At 56.2% G+C, this 19,516-nt stretch carries 24 protein-coding genes, 1 tRNA gene and 1 pseudogene; 18 read left to right on the top strand and 8 right to left on the bottom strand.

What is annotated here, in order from left to right; all coding sequences use genetic code 11:
* On the top strand, positions 1-100 hold a 100-nt coding region (locus RMS03_RS11675; protein ID WP_405023472.1), incomplete at its 5' end, for an IS3 family transposase.
* 66 nt (positions 101-166) lie between these two features.
* Positions 167-295, top strand: a complete 129-nt coding sequence (locus tag RMS03_RS07815; protein ID WP_310626513.1) for a hypothetical protein — start codon at positions 167-169, stop codon at positions 293-295.
* Between the two features lie 27 nt (positions 296-322).
* Here the strand turns inward: RMS03_RS07815 and RMS03_RS07810 are convergent, their stop codons facing one another.
* Both RMS03_RS07810 and radC read right to left on the bottom strand, forming a co-directional pair.
* Positions 323-964, bottom strand: a complete 642-nt coding sequence (locus RMS03_RS07810) for a Smr/MutS family protein (protein WP_405023517.1) — start codon at positions 962-964, stop codon at positions 323-325.
* Positions 961-1,638, bottom strand: coding sequence for a DNA repair protein RadC (gene radC, locus RMS03_RS07805; protein ID WP_310626516.1), 678 nt, complete (start codon positions 1,636-1,638; stop codon positions 961-963). Before radC ends, RMS03_RS07810 begins: the two co-directional genes overlap by 4 nt.
* Positions 1,639-1,702: 64 nt before the next feature.
* Here radC and RMS03_RS07800 point away from each other — a divergent pair, with 64 nt between their 5' ends.
* From RMS03_RS07800 to ccmI, 16 genes and pseudogenes are all read left to right on the top strand, one after another.
* Entirely contained in the window at positions 1,703-2,161 is a 459-nt protein-coding gene (locus RMS03_RS07800; RefSeq protein WP_310626512.1) for an FKBP-type peptidyl-prolyl cis-trans isomerase, read from the top strand.
* Between the two features lie 6 nt (positions 2,162-2,167).
* Positions 2,168-3,106, top strand: coding sequence for a 4-hydroxy-3-methylbut-2-enyl diphosphate reductase (gene ispH / locus RMS03_RS07795; RefSeq protein WP_310626511.1), 939 nt, complete (start codon positions 2,168-2,170; stop codon positions 3,104-3,106).
* 13 nt (positions 3,107-3,119) lie between these two features.
* Positions 3,120-4,442 (top strand): serine--tRNA ligase, encoded by a 1,323-nt coding sequence (gene serS, locus RMS03_RS07790; protein WP_310626510.1) that lies wholly within the window; start codon positions 3,120-3,122, stop codon positions 4,440-4,442.
* A gap of 85 nt (positions 4,443-4,527) precedes the next feature.
* On the top strand, positions 4,528-4,965 hold the full coding sequence (locus tag RMS03_RS07785) for a hypothetical protein (protein WP_310626509.1): 438 nt from the start codon (positions 4,528-4,530) through the stop codon (positions 4,963-4,965).
* A gap of 34 nt (positions 4,966-4,999) precedes the next feature.
* A tRNA-Ser gene (locus RMS03_RS07780) sits at positions 5,000-5,089 on the top strand.
* A gap of 52 nt (positions 5,090-5,141) precedes the next feature.
* Positions 5,142-6,359: pseudogene (locus RMS03_RS07775) on the top strand (voltage-gated chloride channel family protein); the annotation flags it as partial.
* 474 nt (positions 6,360-6,833) lie between these two features.
* Complete coding sequence (locus tag RMS03_RS07770) at positions 6,834-7,319, top strand: hypothetical protein (RefSeq protein WP_310626508.1); 486 nt, start codon at positions 6,834-6,836, stop codon at positions 7,317-7,319.
* Between the two features lie 3 nt (positions 7,320-7,322).
* The gene (gene ccmA, locus RMS03_RS07765) at positions 7,323-7,961 is read left to right on the top strand and encodes a cytochrome c biogenesis heme-transporting ATPase CcmA (RefSeq protein ID WP_310626507.1); all 639 of its coding nucleotides are present in this window, start codon (positions 7,323-7,325) and stop codon (positions 7,959-7,961) included.
* Between the two features lie 2 nt (positions 7,962-7,963).
* Complete coding sequence (gene ccmB / locus RMS03_RS07760) at positions 7,964-8,629, top strand: heme exporter protein CcmB (protein ID WP_310626515.1); 666 nt, start codon at positions 7,964-7,966, stop codon at positions 8,627-8,629.
* Positions 8,630-8,664: 35 nt separating this feature from the next.
* Positions 8,665-9,408, top strand: coding sequence for a heme ABC transporter permease CcmC (ccmC, locus tag RMS03_RS07755; RefSeq protein WP_310626506.1), 744 nt, complete (start codon positions 8,665-8,667; stop codon positions 9,406-9,408).
* On the top strand, positions 9,405-9,611 hold the full coding sequence (gene ccmD / locus RMS03_RS07750; RefSeq protein WP_310626505.1) for a heme exporter protein CcmD: 207 nt from the start codon (positions 9,405-9,407) through the stop codon (positions 9,609-9,611). Before ccmC ends, ccmD begins: the two co-directional genes overlap by 4 nt.
* Positions 9,611-10,063, top strand: coding sequence for a cytochrome c maturation protein CcmE (ccmE, locus tag RMS03_RS07745; RefSeq protein WP_310626514.1), 453 nt, complete (start codon positions 9,611-9,613; stop codon positions 10,061-10,063). The genes ccmD and ccmE overlap by 1 nt, the downstream gene beginning before the upstream one ends.
* Positions 10,060-11,979, top strand: a complete 1,920-nt coding sequence (locus RMS03_RS07740; protein ID WP_310626504.1) for a heme lyase CcmF/NrfE family subunit — start codon at positions 10,060-10,062, stop codon at positions 11,977-11,979. The genes ccmE and RMS03_RS07740 overlap by 4 nt, the downstream gene beginning before the upstream one ends.
* Positions 11,976-12,554 carry a DsbE family thiol:disulfide interchange protein gene (locus RMS03_RS07735; RefSeq protein WP_310626503.1) on the top strand — a complete coding sequence of 193 codons (579 nt, stop codon included), beginning with the start codon at positions 11,976-11,978 and terminating at the stop codon, positions 12,552-12,554. The genes RMS03_RS07740 and RMS03_RS07735 overlap by 4 nt, the downstream gene beginning before the upstream one ends.
* Positions 12,551-13,051, top strand: coding sequence for a cytochrome c-type biogenesis protein (locus RMS03_RS07730; RefSeq protein ID WP_310626502.1), 501 nt, complete (start codon positions 12,551-12,553; stop codon positions 13,049-13,051). Before RMS03_RS07735 ends, RMS03_RS07730 begins: the two co-directional genes overlap by 4 nt.
* 1 nt (position 13,052) lies before the next feature.
* A complete protein-coding gene (gene ccmI / locus RMS03_RS07725; RefSeq protein WP_310626501.1) occupies positions 13,053-14,378 on the top strand; it encodes a c-type cytochrome biogenesis protein CcmI in 1,326 nt (441 codons plus the stop codon).
* A gap of 78 nt (positions 14,379-14,456) precedes the next feature.
* On the opposite strand, the gene RMS03_RS07720 is transcribed toward ccmI, so the two are convergent.
* From RMS03_RS07720 to RMS03_RS07695, 6 genes are all read right to left on the bottom strand, one after another.
* Positions 14,457-15,653, bottom strand: coding sequence for a tryptophan--tRNA ligase (locus RMS03_RS07720; protein WP_310626500.1), 1,197 nt, complete (start codon positions 15,651-15,653; stop codon positions 14,457-14,459).
* A gap of 2 nt (positions 15,654-15,655) precedes the next feature.
* Positions 15,656-16,327 carry a site-2 protease family protein gene (locus tag RMS03_RS07715; protein ID WP_310626499.1) on the bottom strand — a complete coding sequence of 224 codons (672 nt, stop codon included), beginning with the start codon at positions 16,325-16,327 and terminating at the stop codon, positions 15,656-15,658.
* A gap of 46 nt (positions 16,328-16,373) precedes the next feature.
* Positions 16,374-17,009: an L-threonylcarbamoyladenylate synthase gene (locus tag RMS03_RS07710; RefSeq protein WP_310626498.1), complete on the bottom strand. Its 636-nt coding sequence runs from the start codon at positions 17,007-17,009 to the stop codon at positions 16,374-16,376.
* Between the two features lie 62 nt (positions 17,010-17,071).
* Positions 17,072-17,929, bottom strand: a complete 858-nt coding sequence (locus RMS03_RS07705) for a 3',5'-nucleoside bisphosphate phosphatase (RefSeq protein WP_310626497.1) — start codon at positions 17,927-17,929, stop codon at positions 17,072-17,074.
* A 4-nt stretch (positions 17,930-17,933) separates the two neighbouring features.
* Positions 17,934-18,773 (bottom strand): TatD family hydrolase, encoded by an 840-nt coding sequence (locus RMS03_RS07700; RefSeq protein WP_310626496.1) that lies wholly within the window; start codon positions 18,771-18,773, stop codon positions 17,934-17,936.
* Positions 18,755-19,285 carry an Rrf2 family transcriptional regulator gene (locus RMS03_RS07695; RefSeq protein ID WP_310626495.1) on the bottom strand — a complete coding sequence of 177 codons (531 nt, stop codon included), beginning with the start codon at positions 19,283-19,285 and terminating at the stop codon, positions 18,755-18,757. Before RMS03_RS07695 ends, RMS03_RS07700 begins: the two co-directional genes overlap by 19 nt.
* Positions 19,286-19,516: the final 231 nt, after the last annotated feature.

The following is a 19,516-nucleotide window of genomic DNA, read 5'->3' as shown; positions in this document are numbered from 1 at the left end:
GTTCTACAACCACCGCAGAATTCACTCTACATTGGGCTATGTCAGCCCGATGCAGTTTGAGAAAAGCTGGAACGCGGCACAGCTATTGAAGGCCGCATAATTGACCAGCTAAGAGGTACGTCCAACAGGGGCAGGTTCAGATGGATTGCTGTCGCAAGGAGTAAATATGCAAGAAGTCAAGACTTTGCCACCTGAAATCCAGCAACTGATCGATGAACAGTTTGAGGCACTCAAGCGTGACATCCATGAAAAATTCATCGCGCTGCGGCAAAAAATTTGGTGGGATGACGCGTAATGAATTTGTGGGCTGTCTAAAAAACGGTCAGCCGTTGCTTGGCCCTAACAGCACCACCAAAGCGCCACCCCCGCCATCGGAGGGCTTGGCCTGCACAAAGGCCAGCACCTCCGTTTTTTGTACCAGCCAGCGTTGCACTTTGCTCTTGAGTACTGGCTCTTTGCCGGGTGAGCCCAAACCTTTGCCGTGGACCACGCGCACGCATCGCCAGCCCGTGCGTTTGGCGTCGCGTACAAATTGGCCAAGGGCTTCACGGGCTTCGTCGCTGCGCAAGCCGTGCAAGTCAAGCTGGCCTTGCAGACTCCATTCGCCTTTGCGCAGTTTGCGCGTCACGTCGGTGCCGATGCCGGGGCGTCGAAAGCTCAGTTGGTCATCCACATCGAGCAGGGTGCTGACATCGAACTCGTCGCTCATGCTCTCGACCAAGGCGGCTTGGTCGTCCAACGTTTGTTGCAAAGGTCTCGCCGCGGGGCGTTGCGGCGTAATGAACACGCGTGCTTTGGCCGAGATCGGTTGAACCTTGCCTACTGCGTGGGTGAATAAATTGCGTTCTGTTTCAGCGCGCCGCTCGGCTTCAAGGTGTGCGGCTTCGGCAGCGGCGGCGGCCAGCGCAGCGTCATTCACCTGTTGGCGGATAGCGTTCAAGTCTTGCAAGGATTTCGCTTTCACAACAAGCCTTCTTCGGCCATCGATAAATACTTGCCTTGCGCCACGATGATGTGGTCGCGCACGCTCACATCAATCAAGGCCAGTGCTTCTTGCAGGGTGCGGGTGAGTTTCAGGTCGGCTTGTGAGGGCTTGACGGTGCCACCCGGATGGTTGTGTGCCAGCACCACGCCGTTCGCACCCAAGGCCAAGGCGGTCTTGGCGACTTCACGTGGATAGACCATGGTTTGCGACAGTGAACCGCGAAACATGGGCTGGTAGGACAGCAGTCGGTTGTGGGCATCGAGAAACAAAACTGCAAATACCTCGTGTTTGAGTTGGGCGAGTTCAAGTTGCAAGTATTGTTTCACCGCATTGGGTGAATTCATGACCGCTGTTTCGGTTAATTCTTGGGTCAAGGCACGGCGCGCCATCTCTAAAACCGCCACCAATTGCGAACGTTTGGCGTCGCCTCCCATGCCTTTGAAGGTTTTGAGCTCAGAGGCGCTGGCGTGGATCAGGCCCGCAAAGCCCTTGAAACGGTCTAGCAGCTCTTGGGCCATCGCAAATACGCTTTTGCCTTTGATGCCGGTGCGCAGGAACAGGGCCAAGAGTTCGGTATCGGTCAGGGCAGATGCGCCGTGTTTGAGCAATTTTTCGCGTGGGCGCATCTCGGCGGGGAGCTGTTGAATCGACATGGGTTCGGAGATTCGGTTCATATGGAGAGCTTTCTACAATAGGCAGTTCAACACAGAGAGTCCTATGACTGTATCCACCCCTCACCCTACCATTGCGCCAGATTCTTTTTTGACGCTGCACTATCGTCTTTCGGGACCGCAAGGTGACGTGATCAACACGTTTCACGAGAAACCCGCCACGTTGTCGCTAGGCTCGGGGGCGTTGTCGTCTGCGTTGGAACAGCATTTACTGGGGCTGACCGAGGGCATACGCACCACGTTTGAGTTGGCCGCCGGCTTGGCTTTTGGTGAGCGCAATCCCGAGATGCAGCAGTGGGTGAGCAAAAGCTTGCTCAAAGACTTGGGGGACCCCGACGAGCAATACAACGTGGGAGATGTGGTGCAGTTCCCCGCACCCACTGGCCAAGGCTCTTTCGCGGGTGCGGTGCAGCAAGTCACGGAGGAGTCTGTTTTGTTTGACTTCAACCATCCACTGGCCAACCAGCCCGTGACGTTTGAAGTACAGATCATTGGGATTTTGTAAAACAACATGCATACCCATAACCTCCAAGAAATCGTTCTGGCTGAGCCGCGTGGCTTCTGTGCTGGCGTGGACCGTGCGATCGACATCGTGGAGTGTGCCCTGCAAAAATTTGGCGCACCCGTCTATGTGCGCCACGAAATCGTGCACAACACCTTTGTGGTGGCCGACCTCAAAAGTCGTGGCGCAATCTTCATCGAAGACTTGGCTGATGTGCCTGCTGGGGCGACTTTGGTGTTCAGCGCTCACGGTGTGCCCAAGTCTGTCGAACAAGAGGCTGTGGGCCGTGGGTTCACGGTGTTTGACGCCACCTGCCCGCTGGTAACCAAGGTACACGTGGAAGTGGCCAAGCTGCACAAAGAAGGTTTCGAATTCATCATGATTGGTCACAAAGGTCACCCGGAAGTCGAAGGCACGATGGGCCAGTTACTCGATGGCATTTATTTGGTGGAAGACGTGGCCGATGTTGCGCATGTGCAGCCCAAACAAACCGAGCGTTTGGCCGTGGTGACGCAAACCACGCTCAGTGTGGATGATGCCGCGCAGATCACCGAGGCCGTGGTGGCCCGCTTTCCGCAGATTCGCAAACCCAAGATGCAAGACATTTGCTATGCCACCCAAAACCGACAAGACGCGGTGAAGGTGTTGAGCACAGAGGTGGAGTTGGTCATTGTGGTGGGCAGCCCTACCAGCTCCAACAGCAATCGTTTGCGCGATGTGGCGCAGCGCTCTGGCGTGCAGAGTTATATGGTGGACAGTGCGGACGAACTCCAAGAGGCCTGGTTTGCCGGCGTGAGCCGTGTGGGCCTGACTGCGGGTGCCTCGGCCCCCGACATCTTGGTGCAACAGGTCATTGCCCGTATGCGCGCCTTGGGCGCTGTGTCTGTACGAACCCTCGATGGTGTGGAAGAAACCATCAAGTTTCCCTTGCCCAAAGGGCTGAAATAAAGGATTGAAGTAAATGCTCGATATCAACCAGCTGCGCCGCGATTTGCCCAGCGTCATTGCCAAACTGCAAGCCCGTAAAACCCCGCAAGCATTTTTGAATGTGGATGCGTACCAAGCTTTAGAAGCAGAGCGTAAAACCTTGCAGACGCGCACCGAAGAGTTGCAAGCCAGCCGGAACGCCTTGTCTAAGCAAATTGGCATGCTCAAAGCCAAAGGCGAGACTGCCGAGGGTGTGATGGCGCAAGTGGCAGCGATCAAAACCGAACTCGACACCTCGGCGGTGCGTTTGGACGCCTTGCAAGCCAACTTGCAAACGCTGTTGATGGCTGTTCCTAACTTGCCGCACGACAGTGTGCCGGTGGGCGAGGATGAACATGCCAATGTGGTGTTGCGCCGCTGGAGCCCTTCCGGTACCGAGCCAACACCTTTGGGCTTCACGCCCAAAGACCATGTGGACTTGGGCGAGCCTTTGGGCCTGGACTTTGAAATGGGCGTCAAGTTGTCTGGTTCACGCTTCACCGTGATGAGGGGCCAAATCGCGCGCATGCACCGCGCGCTGGCGCAGTTCATGCTCGATGTGCAAACCCAAGAGCACGGTTACACCGAGTGCTACACGCCTTACATCGTGAATGCTGAGAGTTTGAAGGGTACAGGTCAGTTGCCCAAGTTTGAAGAAGACTTGTTTGCTGCCAAGAAGGGTGGCCAAGAAGGTGCAGCTGCCAGCGACAGTGCGGCGCTGTACTTGATCCCCACCAGCGAAGTGCCATTGACCAACTTTGTGCGTGATGTGGTGGTGGCTGAGAACGAGTTGCCCCTCAAGCTCACCGCACACACACCTTGCTTCCGTTCAGAGGCGGGCAGTGCAGGTCGCGATACGCGTGGGTTGATTCGTCAGCATCAGTTCGACAAAGTGGAGATGGTGCAAATCGTGCATCCCGACAAGAGCTACGAGACCTTGGAAGCAATGACAGGTCACGCCGAGGCTGTGCTGCAAAAGCTGGGCTTGCCCTACCGCGTGATGTTGCTCTGCACGGGCGACATGGGCTTTGGCGCCACTAAAACGTACGACCTTGAGGTGTGGCTGCCCGCGCAAAACACCTACCGAGAAATCAGCTCGGTGTCGAACTGTGAAGCTTTCCAAGCCCGTCGTTTGCAGGCTCGTTTCAAGAACGCCCAAGGCAAGAACGAACTCGTGCACACCTTGAACGGCTCTGGACTCGCGGTGGGACGAACTTTGGTGGCGGTGCTGGAAAACTACCAGCAAGCCGATGGCAGCATTCGTGTACCAGAAGTCTTGTGCCCCTACATGGGCGGTGTGAATGAGTTGCGTGGCTGATACAGTTGTCAAAACCTTAAGGAATTTGGCTATGAAATATTTACTTGTTTTGATCGCAATAACGCTTTTGAATGCATGTGCATCTATGAACAACGCTGAGAGTGGTGCCAACACCGACAATGCCCAACGCCCCATGATGGAACAACTCGGTCGCATGCCTTTGCCTGTGGGAACGAAGTTGCGTACGGGGGAGTCGCTTATTTTTGGCGTGGGCGATGGTTGGTTAGGACGCGCGGTGTTTGAGTTGCCAAACGATGCAACCACCAGCTACAACTTCTTTGCAGAACAGATGCCACGTCAAGGATGGAGCATGATTTCTTCAGTGCGTGGCAAACGAAGTTTGCTGGTCTTTACCCGAGGTGACCGTTCCGCCACGATTGAACTAGAAGATGCCAATTTGTTCAACGGTGGTTGCGTGGCTTCGATGTTGATCAGCCCTGTGGGGGGCGTGGTGACCACAGCACCTGCGAACACGGGCGTGGTGGTGCAACCTGTTGGAAATGCTGGTGTACGTCGCCCCTGATAGAATCACGGCTTCGACAAACGACACCGAATCAGGAGAAGTGGCAGAGTGGTCGAATGTACTTGACTCGAAATCAAGCGTAGGGGCGACCCTACCGAGGGTTCGAATCCCTCCTTCTCCGCCAAGTGGAAAACCGTTCATATCGAACGGTTTTTTTATTTCTACGAGGGCGACTGATGCTGCATCTTGAGCAATCTTCCAAACTCTTCCCGCTTCGCTGTGTGCTGAAGCGGGTTGCTTTGGCGATGGTGGTTGCAGTTCTTGCAGGCTCTGCTTCTGCCGTATTTCTCTTCTCGCTGGACTGGGCCACGCAAACCCGCAACACCTCTCGGTGGTTGATGTGGGGTTTGCCGCTGGCGGGTTTTGCAGTGGGGTGGTTGTATCTGAAGTTGGGTCAACACGTCGAAGCGGGTAGCAACTTGCTGATTGACGAAATAAACGACCCGCAAAAAGTCGTGCTTTTGCGCATGGCCCCGCTCGTGTTAGGCGGAACCGTCATCTCGCATTTGTTTGGGGCTTCCGTGGGGCGCGAAGGCACGGCCGTGCAAATGGGAGGCGCGTTGGCCGATCAGCTCACGCATTGTTTCAAGCTCAAGCATGTGGACCGTCGCATGGTGTTGATGGCGGGCATCAGCGCCGGTTTCGCATCGGTGTTTGGCACGCCTTTGGCGGGGGCTGTGTTTGCACTGGAGGTATTGGCGATAGGTCGTATGCGCTTAGACGCTTTGCTGCCCTGCGTGATCGCCGCTGTGACGGCTGACCAAGTCGGCTTGTGGTGGGGTGTCCAGCACACGGCCTATGTACTGGACACGGTGCCGCAGATCACACCTTGGTTGTTGCTTGTCATGGTTTTGGCGGGGGCGGTGTTTGGCTTGGCTGGCAAGGTGTTTGCCGATGGGACACATGCACTCAGTGGTTGGATGAAGCAACACATCGCCTACGCACCGCTGCGTCCTTTGCTGGGTGGTGCGGTGATAGCGACCGTGGTGATGTGGGGCAACTTTGACCGCTACATGGGTTTGGGTATTCCAGTGATGGTGGAGGCCTTTGTGCATCCGCTGGCCCCGACAGACTTTCTCGGCAAGATGGTGTTCACTGTGGCGTCTTTGGGCTCGGGCTTCAAAGGCGGCGAGGTGACGCCACTCTTTTACATTGGCGCAACGCTTGGCAACGCTTTGGCACCACTCTTCGATGTGCCGTTTGCTTTGTTGGCTGCAGTGGGCTTTGTGGCTGTGTTTGCGGGCGCTGCCAATACGCCTATTGCCTCGACCTTGATGGCGATGGAATTGTTTGGTGCCGAGCTGGGTGTCTTTGCCGCGTTGGCTTGTGTGATGAGCTATGTGTGCTCAGGCCACTCTGGCATTTACCGCGCCCAACGTGTGGCTCATCGCAAAACGGATGCCCTTCTTAGAATGCTGGTGATGACCTTGTTTCTCTCACGTTTACTCTGTATTGCCTGTTTTGGGCTGGCGCTGTGTTCGCCCGCGGCATGGGCGCAAACCTTCAAAATGCCATGTGAGGTAGAAGGCGTGATCCCGGCCTTGGATGACCTCAAAATCAAGCCTCAAAAAGTGGTCATTGAAATCCAATCGATGGGCAAAAATATTTTTCTCAAGATGAACGGTGCTGCACCTTACTTGGTGCAAGCCAGTAGCTTGACGACTGAGGAGTTCTCGGGCAAGAGCTTGACGACATCTAAAGAAATGGGCGCATTTCGCAAACACAAAGTGACGGGTGCCGAGTCTGAGATTCGTATTGACCAAGCCACCGTGGTGGTGGCCGCTTACAGCGACATTGAGTTCCAAGGTAAAAAAGTGCGCATCCAGATCACGGGGCCTTGTGCGGTGCCCCGCTGAAGGAGGCAAGAGATGACGATGGCCTTTGACTTAAAACCAGCACCAAAAACCGGTGCAGTTGCCCGTGATTTGCTGGATCAGCAAGTCCACCCCGCTGCTCACCACGATCAGGGGCAGCCCCACGTACACAAACGCCCAGAGCACCAGCATGAGGATCGGGCGTGGCTCATCCAAGCGATGGCCCATCACGGTTTGGGCTTGTCTGCGAAGGCGAAGTGGGACACCCTCACCCACCCAGTGAGGGATGCACACCATGCCACTGCTGCGGCGCCTTTACAACAAGACTGGGGCTATGGCGCTTGCATGAAGACGCTGGATGTGGGCCGTGACTTGCATGCCCCCAATTTGATTTTGTGGCAAGGCATCGAAGCCTTGCGCGAGCGCGGCGTGCGCAAGCTCGACCTCGGTGGCGTCAACACCACACGCAGCGCAGGCATTGCGCGTTTCAAGATGAGTACGGGTGGCCAAGTCCTCACCTGTGCGGGGACGTTCATTTAAACCATGCTGCGCGTCTCTCATCTCTCATGCAGTCGCGGCAACCAGCCTTTGTTTGCCGACGTCAACTTCGATGTGCAGGCAGGCCAAGCTTTGCACTTAGAAGGCGACAACGGCGTGGGCAAAACCAGTTTGCTGCGCATCGTTTGTGGGTTGTCCCCCGCGGATACGGGTGAGGTGCATTGGCACGGACAGGCCATCCAGCGCAACCCAGCGGCTTACCGCGCGTCCTTGTTTTATATGGGCCACGGTTTGTCACTCAAGGAAGATCTGACGGCTTTCGAAAACCTGTTGTCCGATGCAGCCATCGCGGGGCGTACGCTGCATGCGTCGCAAGCCTTGGCTGCGCTGGCCCGTATGGGCTTGCGCGGGCGTGAGCATTTGCCGTTGCGTGTGATGTCGCAAGGGCAAAAGCGTCGCACCGCGTTGGCGCGCTTGCTGGTCAACCCAGCGCCGTTGTGGGTGTTGGATGAGCCCTTTGTGGCGTTGGATGTGAAAGCCGTTGACGGCCTGCGTGGCCTGTTGGCCGAGCATGTGGCCCACGGCGGCATGGTGTTGCTCACCAGTCACCAGCCGGTGACGTTGACACAGGTGGGTGGCACCGTGGTGGACGTGCAAACCTACCGATTGAAAGGCGTGGCATGAACATGCAAGCTTTCATGGCTGTGCTGCGGCGCGACCTGCGCTTGGCCATGCGCCGCAAGAGCGAGGTGTTGACGGCGGTGTTCTTCTTCGTGGTGGTGGCCGCTTTGTTCCCACTGGGCATTGGCCCTGAGCTGACCACGCTGCGCCTTGTGGCCCCCGGTGTGCTGTGGGTAGGGGCCTTGCTGTCGAGCATGTTGGCTTTGCAGCGTTTGTTTGAAACCGATTACCGCGATGGCACTTTGGAACAAATGGCGTTGTCGCCCGTGTCCATGCCTTGGCTAATCAGTGCCAAGCTCTTGGCGCACTGGTTGGTCTCGGGGGTACCGTTGGTATTATTGACCCCAGTCTTAGGACTGCAATTTGACCTCTCTGTAGAGGCCCTGGTCACCCTGACGTTGGCCTTGTTGTTAGGCACGTCTGTGTTGTCTTTGGTCGGCGGCATTGGCGCTGCCTTGACCTTGGGGGTGCGCGGCGGCGGGGTGCTGTTGTCGTTGCTGGTGTTGCCTTTGTTCATCCCTGTGCTGGTGTTTGGCGCGGGTGCGGTGGAGGCACAAGCCAGTGGCTTAGGCACACAAGCACATTTTTCAATTTTGATGGCCATGCTTTTACCTGCTGCGTTCTTTAGTCCGTTGGCGTGTGCTGCGGCTGTGCGAATTGCGCTGGAGTGATGTTGCTGAATAACAAGGGCCATGAAGTAGGGTTTATGAAAAATATCAATTGGTTTCACTACGCAGCCCCGCAAGCTTTTTATGGCTTGGCGGGCAGGGCGTGGCCTGGGTTTGCTGCGTTGGCTACGGCGCTGATGGCTTTTGGCATGTGGCTGGGTTTTGCTGTGGCCCCGACTGACTTTCAACAAGGTGAGGGCTACCGCATCATCTTCGTGCATGTGCCTGCTTCTTGGATGTCCATGGTCATTTATTTGGCGATGGCATTTTGGAGTGTGCTGGGTCTGACCTTCAATACGCGTCTCTCCGGCATGATGACCCGTGCGTTGGCGCCTACGGGGGCCTTGTTTGCCTTCTTGTCGCTGTGGACCGGTGCACTGTGGGGTAAACCCATGTGGGGCGCATGGTGGGCGTGGGATGCACGGCTGACCTCGGAGTTGATTTTGTTTTTCTTGTACTTGGGCTACATCGCGCTGACCTCGGCGATTGACGACACGCGTCGCAGTGACCGCGCAGGCGCCTTGATTGCGATCGTGGGAGCCATCAACGTGCCCATCATTTATTTTTCCGTGAAGTGGTGGAACACGTTGCACCAAGGTGCATCGGTCTCGCTCACCCAAGCTCCGAGCATGGCGCAGATCATGTTGTGGGGCATGTTGCTCATGGCTTTGGCGTTTTGGTTCTACACCATTGCGTTGGTGCTGTACCGTGTGCGCACGCTCATCTTGCAGCGTGAAAGCCGCACCGCTTGGGTGCGTGAACTCGCAGAGGTGACCTCATGAAGTGGCAGAACTGGGCCGAGTTTTGGGCGATGGGCGGCTACGCCGTGTATGTCTGGGGCAGTGTGGGTGTGACGGCCTTGTTGCTGGCCTTAGAGGTGCTGCAAGCGCGCTGGGCGCAGCGTCAAACCCTTGCACAGATCAAGGCTGAACAGGCTGTGGCCCAATGGCTGGCTGAAGAATCGCCTGTTGAGGAATGGAAGTGATGAAACCTAGAACCAAACGATTCGCACTGATCGCTGCGGGCATTGTGGTGTTATGTGCGGCAGCAGCTTTTGTATTGAATGCTTTCCAAAGCAATTTGGTGTTCTTTTTCACGCCCACCCAAGTCAGCCAAGGCGAAGCACCCAAGGGGCGCACCTTCCGTGCCGGTGGCATGGTCAAAGACGGCAGTGTGGTGCGCGATGGCAACACGGTTCGCTTTGTCATCACGGACACAGTGAACGAAATGCCTGTCACGTATGTCGGCTTGTTGCCTGATTTGTTCAAAGAAGGCAAAGGCGTGGTCTCGCAAGGCAAGCTGGGCGATGACGGTGTGTTTGTTGCTAGCGAGGTGTTGGCCAAGCACGACGAAAACTACATGCCTCCCGAAGCCAAACATGCCATGGACCAAGCCGCTGCGGCCAAGGCGGCGCAGACGCTCAAAGGCACACCATGATTCCAGAACTCGGTAATTTCGCGCTCATGCTCGCCGCTGTGGTGGCGGTGATGCAAGGTGTGTTGCCCATTGCGGGCACCTTGGTACGCGCACCACAAACCCAAGTCACTCTGCAATCGCTGGCCCGGCCCACCGCTGCGTTGCAATTTGCGTTGGTGGCATTTGCGTTTGGTGCTTTGGCCACTTCGTTTTTGAACAACGATTTCTCGGTGCTCTATGTTTCGCAGCACTCCAACTCTTTGCTGCCTAAGCCGTATCAGTTTGCTGCGGTGTGGGGCGGTCACGAAGGGTCATTGTTGTTGTGGGTGTTGTTGCTGTCCGTGTGGACAGTGGCGGTGGCCTTGTTCTCGCGCAGTTTGCCGCTGGACATGGTGGCGCGCGTGATCGGTGTGCTGGGCTTGATTTCGGTGGGCTTTTTGCTGTTCACCTTGACAACCTCCAATCCGTTTGAACGTTTGTTGCCTGCGGCCATGGACGGGCGCGATTTGAACCCGCTGCTGCAAGACCCCGGCTTGGTGATTCACCCGCCCATGCTCTACATGGGCTATGTTGGGATGGCCGTGGCGTTTGCATTTGCAGTCGCGGCCTTGATGAGTGGCCGTTTGGACGCTGCATGGGCGCGTTGGTCACGCCCTTGGACTGTGGTCGCATGGACCTTCCTTACCTTTGGCATTGGCTTGGGTTCTTGGTGGGCGTATTACGAGCTGGGTTGGGGCGGCTGGTGGTTTTGGGATCCTGTTGAAAACGCTTCTCTGATGCCTTGGTTGGTCGGCACGGCCTTGATCCATTCGCTGATGGTGACCGAGAAACGTGGCAGTTTCAAAGCCTGGACGGTGTTGTTGGCGATTGCGGCGTTCTCGCTGTCTTTGCTGGGCACGTTCTTGGTTCGATCGGGCGTGTTGACGTCGGTGCATGCTTTTGCGTCAGACCCCCAGCGTGGTGTGTTTGTGCTGATTTTCTTGGCTGTGGTGGTGGGTGCTTCGCTCACCTTGTTTGCTTGGCGTGCGCCGCGTGTGGCCTTGGGTGGGCGCATGGAGTTGGTGTCACGCGAATCATTCTTGCTGGCCAACAGTGTGTTGCTAGTGGTTGCGACGGCTGCTGTGTTGTTGGGCACGATTTACCCGCTCATCATTGATGCGCTCAACTTGGGCAAACTGTCCGTTGGCCCGCCGTATTTCAACGCGGTGTTTGCGCCGTTGTTGGTGCCGACCGTGTTCCTCATGATGCCTGGCTCGGTGGCGCGTTGGCGTGAGGCGAATGTGCGAGACATCGCGTACAAACTGCGTTGGACGTTGGTGGGCGCTGTGGTGTTGGCTGTGGTCTTGCCCTTTGTGCTGGGTGGTTGGTCGCTCGGTGCAGCGTTTGGTTTGTTCTTGGGTTGCTGGGTGGCTTTGGGTACGGTGCAGCAAGTGCTGGAGCGTGTGGGCAAGCCGGGGCGCATTGGCGCCTCATTCTGGGGGCAACACATCGCCCACTTTGGCATGGCGGTGTTGGTCATCGGCATCACGGGGGTGAAATGCTATGAGGTGGAGCGCGATGTGCGTATGCACATCGGAGATGTGGTCACCATCGCGCCCTACACCTTCCGTCTGAATTCCCTCGACGAAGTGCGCGGACCCAACTACAAGGCCGTGCGCGCCGATGTGCAGGTGCTGCGTGACGACAAGGTGATTGAAATTTTGCAGCCAGAAAAACGCCGCTACTTTTCGTCAGCCATGCCCATGACCGAAGCTGGCATTGACTCCGGCTTCATGCGCGACTTGTATGTGTCCTTGGGCGAACCCTTGGATGATGCCCGTACCGAGTGGAGCATGCGGGTGTACTACAAACCCTTTGTGCCTTGGCTTTGGGGCGGGGTGTTGTTGATGGTGTTGGGCGGCGTCTTTGCTGCGCTGGACCGGAGATATCGCAAATGAAAAAAGTATTGATTCCTCTGGTGTTGTTCATCGCTTTGGTGGTGTTTTTGGCGGTGGGTTTGAAGCGCGACCCGCGTGAAATCCCATCCCCCTTGATTGGCAAGCTCGCGCCCGAGTTCAGCTTGTTCACCTTGAAGGGCGACACTAAGTTTTCACCAGCCGCAATGCAGGGCAAAGTTTGGATGCTCAATGTGTGGGCCACTTGGTGTGTCGCGTGTCGTGAAGAGCACCCAGTGCTCGTGGCTTTTTCAGAGAAGAATCAAGTACCCATTGTGGGTTTGAGTTACAAAGAAATTCAGCCGCAAGACCCTGCCTATAAGTCGTCCTTTAATGCGAAGTTGCAGCTGGCGCGTGAACGTAGCCAAGTGTGGCTCAAGCGTCATGGCAATCCTTATGTGACATCGGTGATGGACATGGATGGGCGCGTGGGCATCAACTACGGTGTGTACGGTGTGCCTGAAACTTATGTTATCGACAAAGTAGGTGTGATTCGTTACAAGTTTGTCGGTGCTGTTTCGCCCGCGCTCTTAGCTGAAAAAATCTTGCCTCTGATTGCGGAGTTGAACAAAACATGAAGCGTTTGATTCTGAAGTCCGCTTTGGCAATGAGCATGGTGGCGGTTGCGTTGTGCAGCGCTCACTTAGCCCTCGCACAAGCCGTTGCTGTAAGTGTCGTGCGCGAAGCGCCATTGATGGCTGAAGATCCCCAACTCGAAGCGCGCTTGGTGGACCTCTCACAAGAACTGCGCTGCTTGGTGTGCCAAAACGAATCCTTGGCTTCGTCGCATGCCGAGCTCGCGGATGATTTGCGTCAAGAGGTGCGCGGGCTGATTCGCTCTGGAAAATCAGACCAAGAAATCAAAGATTTTCTGGTGGCACGTTATGGCGACTTTGTGCTGTATCGCCCTGAAATAAAACCATTAACCTGGGTGTTGTGGTTTGGCCCGTTTTTGTTGTTGCTGGTCGCAGCGATTTTTTTAGCTGTGTATTTGCATCAACGCCGTGCCTTGTCTGCGCCAGCGGTGTTGAGCGGTGCGGCGCGTGAACGCGCCAAGCAATTGTTGAAAGGTTGATGTGAATCCCGCACTCGGTTTTATAAATATTGCCGTAGTCATGATGGCTGTGGTGTTGCTCGTGTTGGGTGTGGCGCTGTGGCGTGGTTCGCAACAAGGCGCACGCGTAGCCGCGCATCAGATCGATGCTGCCAACGATCTAGTCAAAGCGAATGCGGCGGTTTACCGTGACCAGCTGGCGGAGCTAGACCGTGAGTATGTGATGGGTAACTTGAACTACGAGGAGCTCAAAGCCGCTCGCGATGAATTGTCGCAGCGCTTGTTGGAAGACGTGGGGCCTGAAAGCGTGACAACGCAGTCGGTGGCTGACAGTTCGCATCAAGCAGCTCCCGTGGTGTGGCACAAACCTTGGTGGGCGATTGGCTTGTTGGTGTTGGTGGTGCCAGTGACGTCCATGTTGATGTACAGCGTGTTGGGTGAACCTGCGGCATTGGATCCGCTGGCCCTGAAGCAAGGCGTGGACTCATCCGCCGAAGTGACGCCTGAGAAGTTGAGCGAAATGGCCACGGCGCTAACGCGTCGTTTGCAAGATGAGCCCAACAGCATGGAAGGGTGGGTCATGCTTGGGCGCGTGCAGCGTGCTCGTGGGCATTTTGAAGAGTCGGCAGAGGCGCTAGGCAAAGCCTTGGCGCTGAGTCGTGACGACAATTTGTCGATTGAGCGCGCCGAAGTGTTAGCTCAGAAAAATGGCGGAAGTTTTGCGGGTGAACCGTGGACCATCATCCAGCGCGTGCTCACGGCAGACCCACATCACTTGAACGCTTTATTTTTTGCGGGCAGCGCCTCCTACGCCGAGATGAGCTTTCGTTCGGCTTTGCGCTTTTGGGAACGTGCTCGTGAGTTGGTGCTCGCCGACTCGCCCGATGCGCCTGAGCTAGACCGCGCCATTGCCCAAGCGCGCGACAAAATGGGTTTGCCTGCCATTCCACCACGTGCCGCGGGCGCACAAGCGAGCCAAGCGGTAGGGATGGCTGCGCGCAGCATCAGCGGGCGTGTGACCTTGGTCAAAGAACTCAAAGGTTTGGTGGCCCCAACAGACACCGTATTTGTCTATGCCACGTCCGTGACCGGCTCGCGCATGCCCGTGGCCATTGTGCGCACCACCGCAGACAAATTGCCTTTGGACTTTGTGTTGGATGACTCAACCGCCATGAACCCCAGTGTCAAACTCTCCAGCATGGACGAGGTGGCGGTGCGTGTGCGTATTTCTAAGAGCGGTCAAGCAGTGGCGCAATCTGGTGACTTTGGCGTCAGTCTGAGCCCCGTCAAACTAGGTAGCAAGGGTTTGAATTTGATGGTGCGCGATACCTTGCAAGCCTTGCCTTGATAGCATCTAAGTCGCCCAACAAAAAACCGCCCGTGGGCATACATGGTTTTGATGTCTTTGATGGACGAAGTGTCTTTATTAGTAGTTCAGCCCCATCGCTGACCGAACATCTTGCATGGTTTTCTGGGCTGTGTTGCGTGCTTTTTCCGTACCAGCATCGACGATGTCTCGAACAATCTTGGGGTTGATGATGTAGGGCTCTGCGCGTTCGAGCATGGGTTGTTGCTCTCGCAAAATAGCTTCAATGATGGGTTGCTTGCAGTCTAAGCAACCAATGCCAGCCGTCTTGCAACCTTGTGCAACCCATTGGCGTTGGCTTTCGTCGCTGTAGACCTTATGGAATTGCCAGACAGGGCATTTCTCGGGGTCGCCAACGTCCGTGCGCTTTTGGCGTGCAGGGTCGGTGGGCATGCGCTTGACCTTGTGCTCAATCGTGGTGCGATCTTCGCGAATGGCGATGGCGTTGTTGTAACTCTTGCTCATCTTGGCGCCGTCTAAGCCGGGTAGCTTGCTGGCTTGGGTATAGAGCGCCTGCGGTTCTGGCAAGATGATTTTGCCAGTGCCTTTGAAGTAGCCGTTCAGACGTTCACGGTCTTGCTCGTTGAGTTCTGGCGCTGATGTGAGGTAGCTCAGCGCATCTTCCATCGCTTGGGCGTCGCCTGTTTCTTGGTAGGCCTTGCGTGATTTTTCAAAACGTTTGGCGCTGACTTTGGGCAGCTTGGCGAGTGAGGCTTGTACTTTTTCTTCGGCGTTGATTTCGCGGCCATACAAATGGTTAAAGCGGCGCGCAGCTTCACGGGTCAACTCCACATGGCTGGCTTGGTCTTCCCCCACAGGTACATGCTTGGCTTTGTAAATCAAGATGTCTGCCGCTTGCAGCAGGGGATAGCCCAAGAAGCCATAGGTGGCCAAGTCTTTGTCCTTGAGTTTTTCTTGCTGGTCTTTGTAGGTGGGCACGCGCTCCAACCAACCCAGTGGTGTGCCCATGGCCAAGAGCGTGAACAGTTCGGCATGTTCAGGAATGCGGCTTTGCAAGAAGATGGTGCAGGCATTGGGGTCCAGACCCACAGCGAGCCAATCTATCACCATTTCATACACGTTTTTCTCGATCACCTCGCAGTTTTCGTAGTGCGTGGTGAGGGCGTGCCAGTCGGCTACAAAGTAGAAGCAATCCATCTCGGATTGCAGGCGCACCCAGTTTTTCAAAGCACCGTGGTAGTGGCCCAAATGCAAAGCACCCGTAGGGCGCATGCCGGAGAGAACGCGTTCTTTCATGTTCAAGGCTTCAGTAAAAATTCAAAAGGGCTGAGCATGAGGCTCAACAACTCAAAGGTCAGCGTCATGATGGGGGCCATCCATAAGGTGTCGACGACTTTCAAGACGATCAGAGCCATCACGATGTAAAAACCATAGGGCTCTATGCGAGATAGCCACACGGCTTGCTTCCAAGGCAGCAAGCCCACCAAGATGCGGCCACCATCGAGTGGAGGTAAGGGGAACAGGTTGAAAGCAAACATCACGGCGTTGACCTTCACACCGGCTTTGCAGACTTCGATGAAGAAGCGTTCTTGCACGCCTGCGGCAATCAAGCCGTACATGACGAAAGCCCACAGAAAGGCTTGCACAAAATTAGCAGCCGGGCCCGCTAAGGCGACCCAAATCATGTCGCGCTTGGGGTGGTTCAGGCGACTGAAGTTCACGGGCACTGGCCGTGCGTAGCCAAATAAAAAGTGCCCCCCTGTGGCCAAGAACAGCACGATGGGCATGAGCAGCGTGCCCATGGGGTCGATATGCGGCACGGGGTTCAACGTGACACGACCCATCATCCATGCCGTGTTGTCGCCAAAACGGTGGGCTACATAGCCGTGCGCTGCTTCGTGCAGCGTGATGGCAAATATCACGGGCAAGCCGTAAATCAGAATGGTTTGAATCAGGTCAGGAAAATTCACGGCGTGATTGTCGCATTCAACACACTGAGCCTAGGCGAGGAGGCACTCACAGGCCTAAAACGCTCAGAGGGCCTTGCCCTTCACGGATCACTTGGGGGTCGCCCCCGCCATTCATGGGCGCGAGGTCCACCACGGTGGTGGGCTGTAGGGGGCAAGCGCCCGCGTCGATGACGGCTGCGAGTTCATGCTCAAAACGGTCACGAATTTCTTCGGCATCGTTCATGGGGTGGGTTTCGCTGGGGGCAATCAAAGTGGTGGCCAGCAGCGGTGCGCCGTGTAGCTCCAGCAGATCGAGCAGGGTTTTGTTCAGTGGGACACGCAAGCCAATGGTTTTGCGCTGGGGATGACTGACACGACGAGGCACTTCTTTGGTGGCTTCCAAAATGAAGGTGTAAGCCCCAGGGGTGGCGGCTTTGAGCAAGCGGTATTGGCGGTTGTCCACTTTGGCGTAATTGGCCAGCTCCGACAGGTCGCGACACATCAGGGTGAGGTGGTGCTTGTCGTCGACTTGGCGAATGCGGCGCATGTGCTCGACCGCAGTTTTGTCATCCAGATGGCACACCAAGGTATAGCTGGAGTCGGTGGGTACGGCCACGATGCCGCCGCCCTCGAGCAGCGACACGGCTTGTTTGAGCAAGCTCGCTTGTGGGTTGTCTGGATGAACTTGAAGAAACTGAGCCATGAGCGTGTGCGGCGAAAAATGGGGGGGGTGGCGAGACGAGCCGCGCGGCCAATAGCGTGGCGTTATTGAATGCGATGCGCCAACGCGTCCCACACTGGTGTGAGTTGACCGGGTAGCCAAGGCAGCACACCGAGGTCGATACGGCTCTCTGTTGGGCTGTGGAAATCACTGCCGCGTGAGGCGAAAAAGTCAAACTCTTGGGCCATGTCCGCGTAGGTCATGTATTCGGCGGGGGTGTGGCTGCCAGTCACCACTTCCACACCCTGGCCGCCGTGGTGTTTGAACTCGGTGAAGAGGGCAAACTCTTCGTTGGGTGTGAAGCCGTAGCGCGCAGGATGCGCAATGATGGCCATGCCTTGGGCTTGCACAATCCATTGCACCGCGTCTTTGAGTGAGGCCCAGCGGTGTGACACAAAGCCAGGGTTGCCTTCTGTCAAGAAGCGCCGAAAGACTTCAGAGGTGTCTTGGCACACGCCCGTTTCCACAAGAAAACGGGCGAAGTGGGTACGCGAAATCAGTTCGGGGTTGCCTACAAATTTGAGAGCGCCTTCATAGGACCCGTGGATACCAACTTTGGCCAAGCCTTCCGCCATTTCTTGGGCACGTTCGCTGCGCCCACCACGGGTTTTATACAAACCTGTCACGAGTTGGTCGTTGTGTGCATCAAATCCAAGACCCACGATGTGCACTGTTTTTTGCGCAAAGGTGACGGAAATTTCCACGCCTGTGAGGTACTTCATGCCATTGGCATGCGCTGCTGCGAGGGCACGATCTTGACCGCCTACTTCGTCGTGGTCAGTCAAGGCCCACAGCTCGACATCGTTGGCTTTGGCGCGCTCGGCCAATTGTTCGGGTGTGAGCGTGCCATCCGAAACCACGGAGTGACAGTGCAGGTCGGCGTTGAGAATCGATGAAACCACACCTTCATTGTAGGCGCGGCAAGGCAAGGCGAGCATTTGCGCTGGTGACGGCGGCGAGTTCGTCCTCCGAGATGCCCCGCAGTTCGGCCAGCACCTGTGCAATGCGTGGTAACTCTGCTGGTTCGTTGCGGCCTTGTGCTTGGCCTGTACGGCGTTGTTCGGCGGTGGTGTAGAGCCAATGCGCAGGCATGTCAGGTGCATCGGTTTCTAGCACGAGGGCTGAGAGCGGCAGTTCGGTGGCCAAACGTCGCAGTTGCAAGGATCGCGCATAGGTGAGAGCGCCGCCAAACCCGAGTTTGAAGCCAAGCGCGATGAAGGCTTGCGCTTGCTGCACACTGCCGTTGAATGCATGGGCGATGCCACCGGCCACGGGTGTGTCACGTAGGCCTTTGAGCAGCCAATTAGCGCTGCGGCGCACATGCAAGATGACTGGCAGTTGGTGTTGTTGCGCGATCTTGAGCTGGGCTTTGTAGAACTGTTGTTGTTTGGACAAAGCCTCAGGCGTATTGAGTTCGGGCACGAAACCATCCAAGCCAATCTCACCGACGGCGACCAAACGCGTGTCGTGACGGTGGGTGTGCAGCGCGGCGTCAAGTTGCGCCAAATCTGTCTCGGTAGCCGATGGGGTGAACAGGGGATGGATGCCCAGTGCATAGGCGTCGTGTTGCGCATGGGCCAATATGCGCACAGTGTCAAAGTTGGCTGCTGCTACGCTAGGGATCACACACGCCACCACGCCCGCTGCCCTAGTACGCAGGTGGACCGCGGCACGGTCTTGGTCAAACTCCGCAGCGTCAAGGTGGCAATGGGTGTCAATCCACATGGTCAGTGGCTGTTCACCCATGTGTTGGCCAGCGCGAACACCGAGTTTGGTGCAGTCGCCGTTGCCGTGTATTGTGGTTTTTGGGCAAACACACCGCGCTTGGGCGAGTTGCTTTGCGGTACAGCCACGCCTTTTGCGCGTTGGCCTGCAATCAAGCTGTGCAAGCTGATGGACTGCATGTGGTCTTCTATTTTTTGGTTCAAGCTCGACCAGAGATCTTCGGTGGAAACATAACCTTGCTGTTCGGCTTCTGCGGACACCTGTTCTTTTTCGTCAGGGCTGTTCACGGCACGGATGATGTCGGCCACGCTGATCTGATGTGCATCGCGGTTCAAGGTGTAGCCGCCGCCCGGGCCGCGTGTGCTGTCGACCAAGCCATGTTGACGCATTTTGCTGAAGAGTTGTTCAAGGTAAGAAATCGAGATGTGCTGGCGCTGGCTGATGGCCGCTAAGGACACAGGGCCTTGGTGCTCGCGCAAACCCATGTCGATCATGGCGGTCACAGCAAAACGGCTTTTGGTACTCAAACGCATGGGGAGCTCCTTTCGGTTTCGTGGCTGACGATGTATCTAGCTACATCTAACTTTAAGCAGAAAACTACTTCGTGTAAATTCGTATTTTTTCTTTGGCGGATTCAAGGACGAAGTGCAACACGCTTTAACGAGGCATGGAATACCTCGTGAGGTGTCTTGAATCCTAGTCGCTTTCTGGGGCGGTGATTCAATCGGTTTTCAATCATAGTCAATTCCTCATCCGTCACGGTT

It is taken from the genome of Limnohabitans sp. (assembly GCF_031538885.1).
Taxonomy (GTDB): Bacteria; Pseudomonadota; Gammaproteobacteria; order Burkholderiales; family Burkholderiaceae_C; genus Limnohabitans.
Note: the sequence above shows the minus strand (reverse complement) of the source record. Positions and strands in the feature narration are given on the sequence as shown.

Excerpts from the sequence above, each read along its gene's own strand:
- RMS03_RS07815 (WP_310626513.1), top strand. The coding sequence starts at position 167 with ATGCAAGAAGTCAAGACTTTGCCACCTGAAATCCAGCAACTGATCGAT.
- radC (WP_310626516.1), bottom strand. The coding sequence starts at position 1,638 with ATGTCGATTCAACAGCTCCCCGCCGAGATGCGCCCACGCGAAAAATTG.
- RMS03_RS07800 (WP_310626512.1), top strand. The coding sequence starts at position 1,703 with ATGACTGTATCCACCCCTCACCCTACCATTGCGCCAGATTCTTTTTTG.
- ispH (WP_310626511.1), top strand. The coding sequence starts at position 2,168 with ATGCATACCCATAACCTCCAAGAAATCGTTCTGGCTGAGCCGCGTGGC.
- serS (WP_310626510.1), top strand. The coding sequence starts at position 3,120 with ATGCTCGATATCAACCAGCTGCGCCGCGATTTGCCCAGCGTCATTGCC.
- RMS03_RS07785 (WP_310626509.1), top strand. The coding sequence starts at position 4,528 with ATGAACAACGCTGAGAGTGGTGCCAACACCGACAATGCCCAACGCCCC.
- RMS03_RS07770 (WP_310626508.1), top strand. The coding sequence starts at position 6,834 with ATGACGATGGCCTTTGACTTAAAACCAGCACCAAAAACCGGTGCAGTT.
- ccmA (WP_310626507.1), top strand. The coding sequence starts at position 7,323 with ATGCTGCGCGTCTCTCATCTCTCATGCAGTCGCGGCAACCAGCCTTTG.
- ccmB (WP_310626515.1), top strand. The coding sequence starts at position 7,964 with ATGCAAGCTTTCATGGCTGTGCTGCGGCGCGACCTGCGCTTGGCCATG.
- ccmC (WP_310626506.1), top strand. The coding sequence starts at position 8,665 with ATGAAAAATATCAATTGGTTTCACTACGCAGCCCCGCAAGCTTTTTAT.
- ccmD (WP_310626505.1), top strand. The coding sequence starts at position 9,405 with ATGAAGTGGCAGAACTGGGCCGAGTTTTGGGCGATGGGCGGCTACGCC.
- ccmE (WP_310626514.1), top strand. The coding sequence starts at position 9,611 with ATGAAACCTAGAACCAAACGATTCGCACTGATCGCTGCGGGCATTGTG.
- RMS03_RS07740 (WP_310626504.1), top strand. The coding sequence starts at position 10,060 with ATGATTCCAGAACTCGGTAATTTCGCGCTCATGCTCGCCGCTGTGGTG.
- RMS03_RS07735 (WP_310626503.1), top strand. The coding sequence starts at position 11,976 with ATGAAAAAAGTATTGATTCCTCTGGTGTTGTTCATCGCTTTGGTGGTG.
- RMS03_RS07730 (WP_310626502.1), top strand. The coding sequence starts at position 12,551 with ATGAAGCGTTTGATTCTGAAGTCCGCTTTGGCAATGAGCATGGTGGCG.
- RMS03_RS07720 (WP_310626500.1), bottom strand. The coding sequence starts at position 15,653 with ATGAAAGAACGCGTTCTCTCCGGCATGCGCCCTACGGGTGCTTTGCAT.
- RMS03_RS07710 (WP_310626498.1), bottom strand. The coding sequence starts at position 17,009 with ATGGCTCAGTTTCTTCAAGTTCATCCAGACAACCCACAAGCGAGCTTG.
- RMS03_RS07700 (WP_310626496.1), bottom strand. The coding sequence starts at position 18,773 with ATGGGTGAACAGCCACTGACCATGTGGATTGACACCCATTGCCACCTT.
- RMS03_RS07695 (WP_310626495.1), bottom strand. The coding sequence starts at position 19,285 with ATGCGTTTGAGTACCAAAAGCCGTTTTGCTGTGACCGCCATGATCGAC.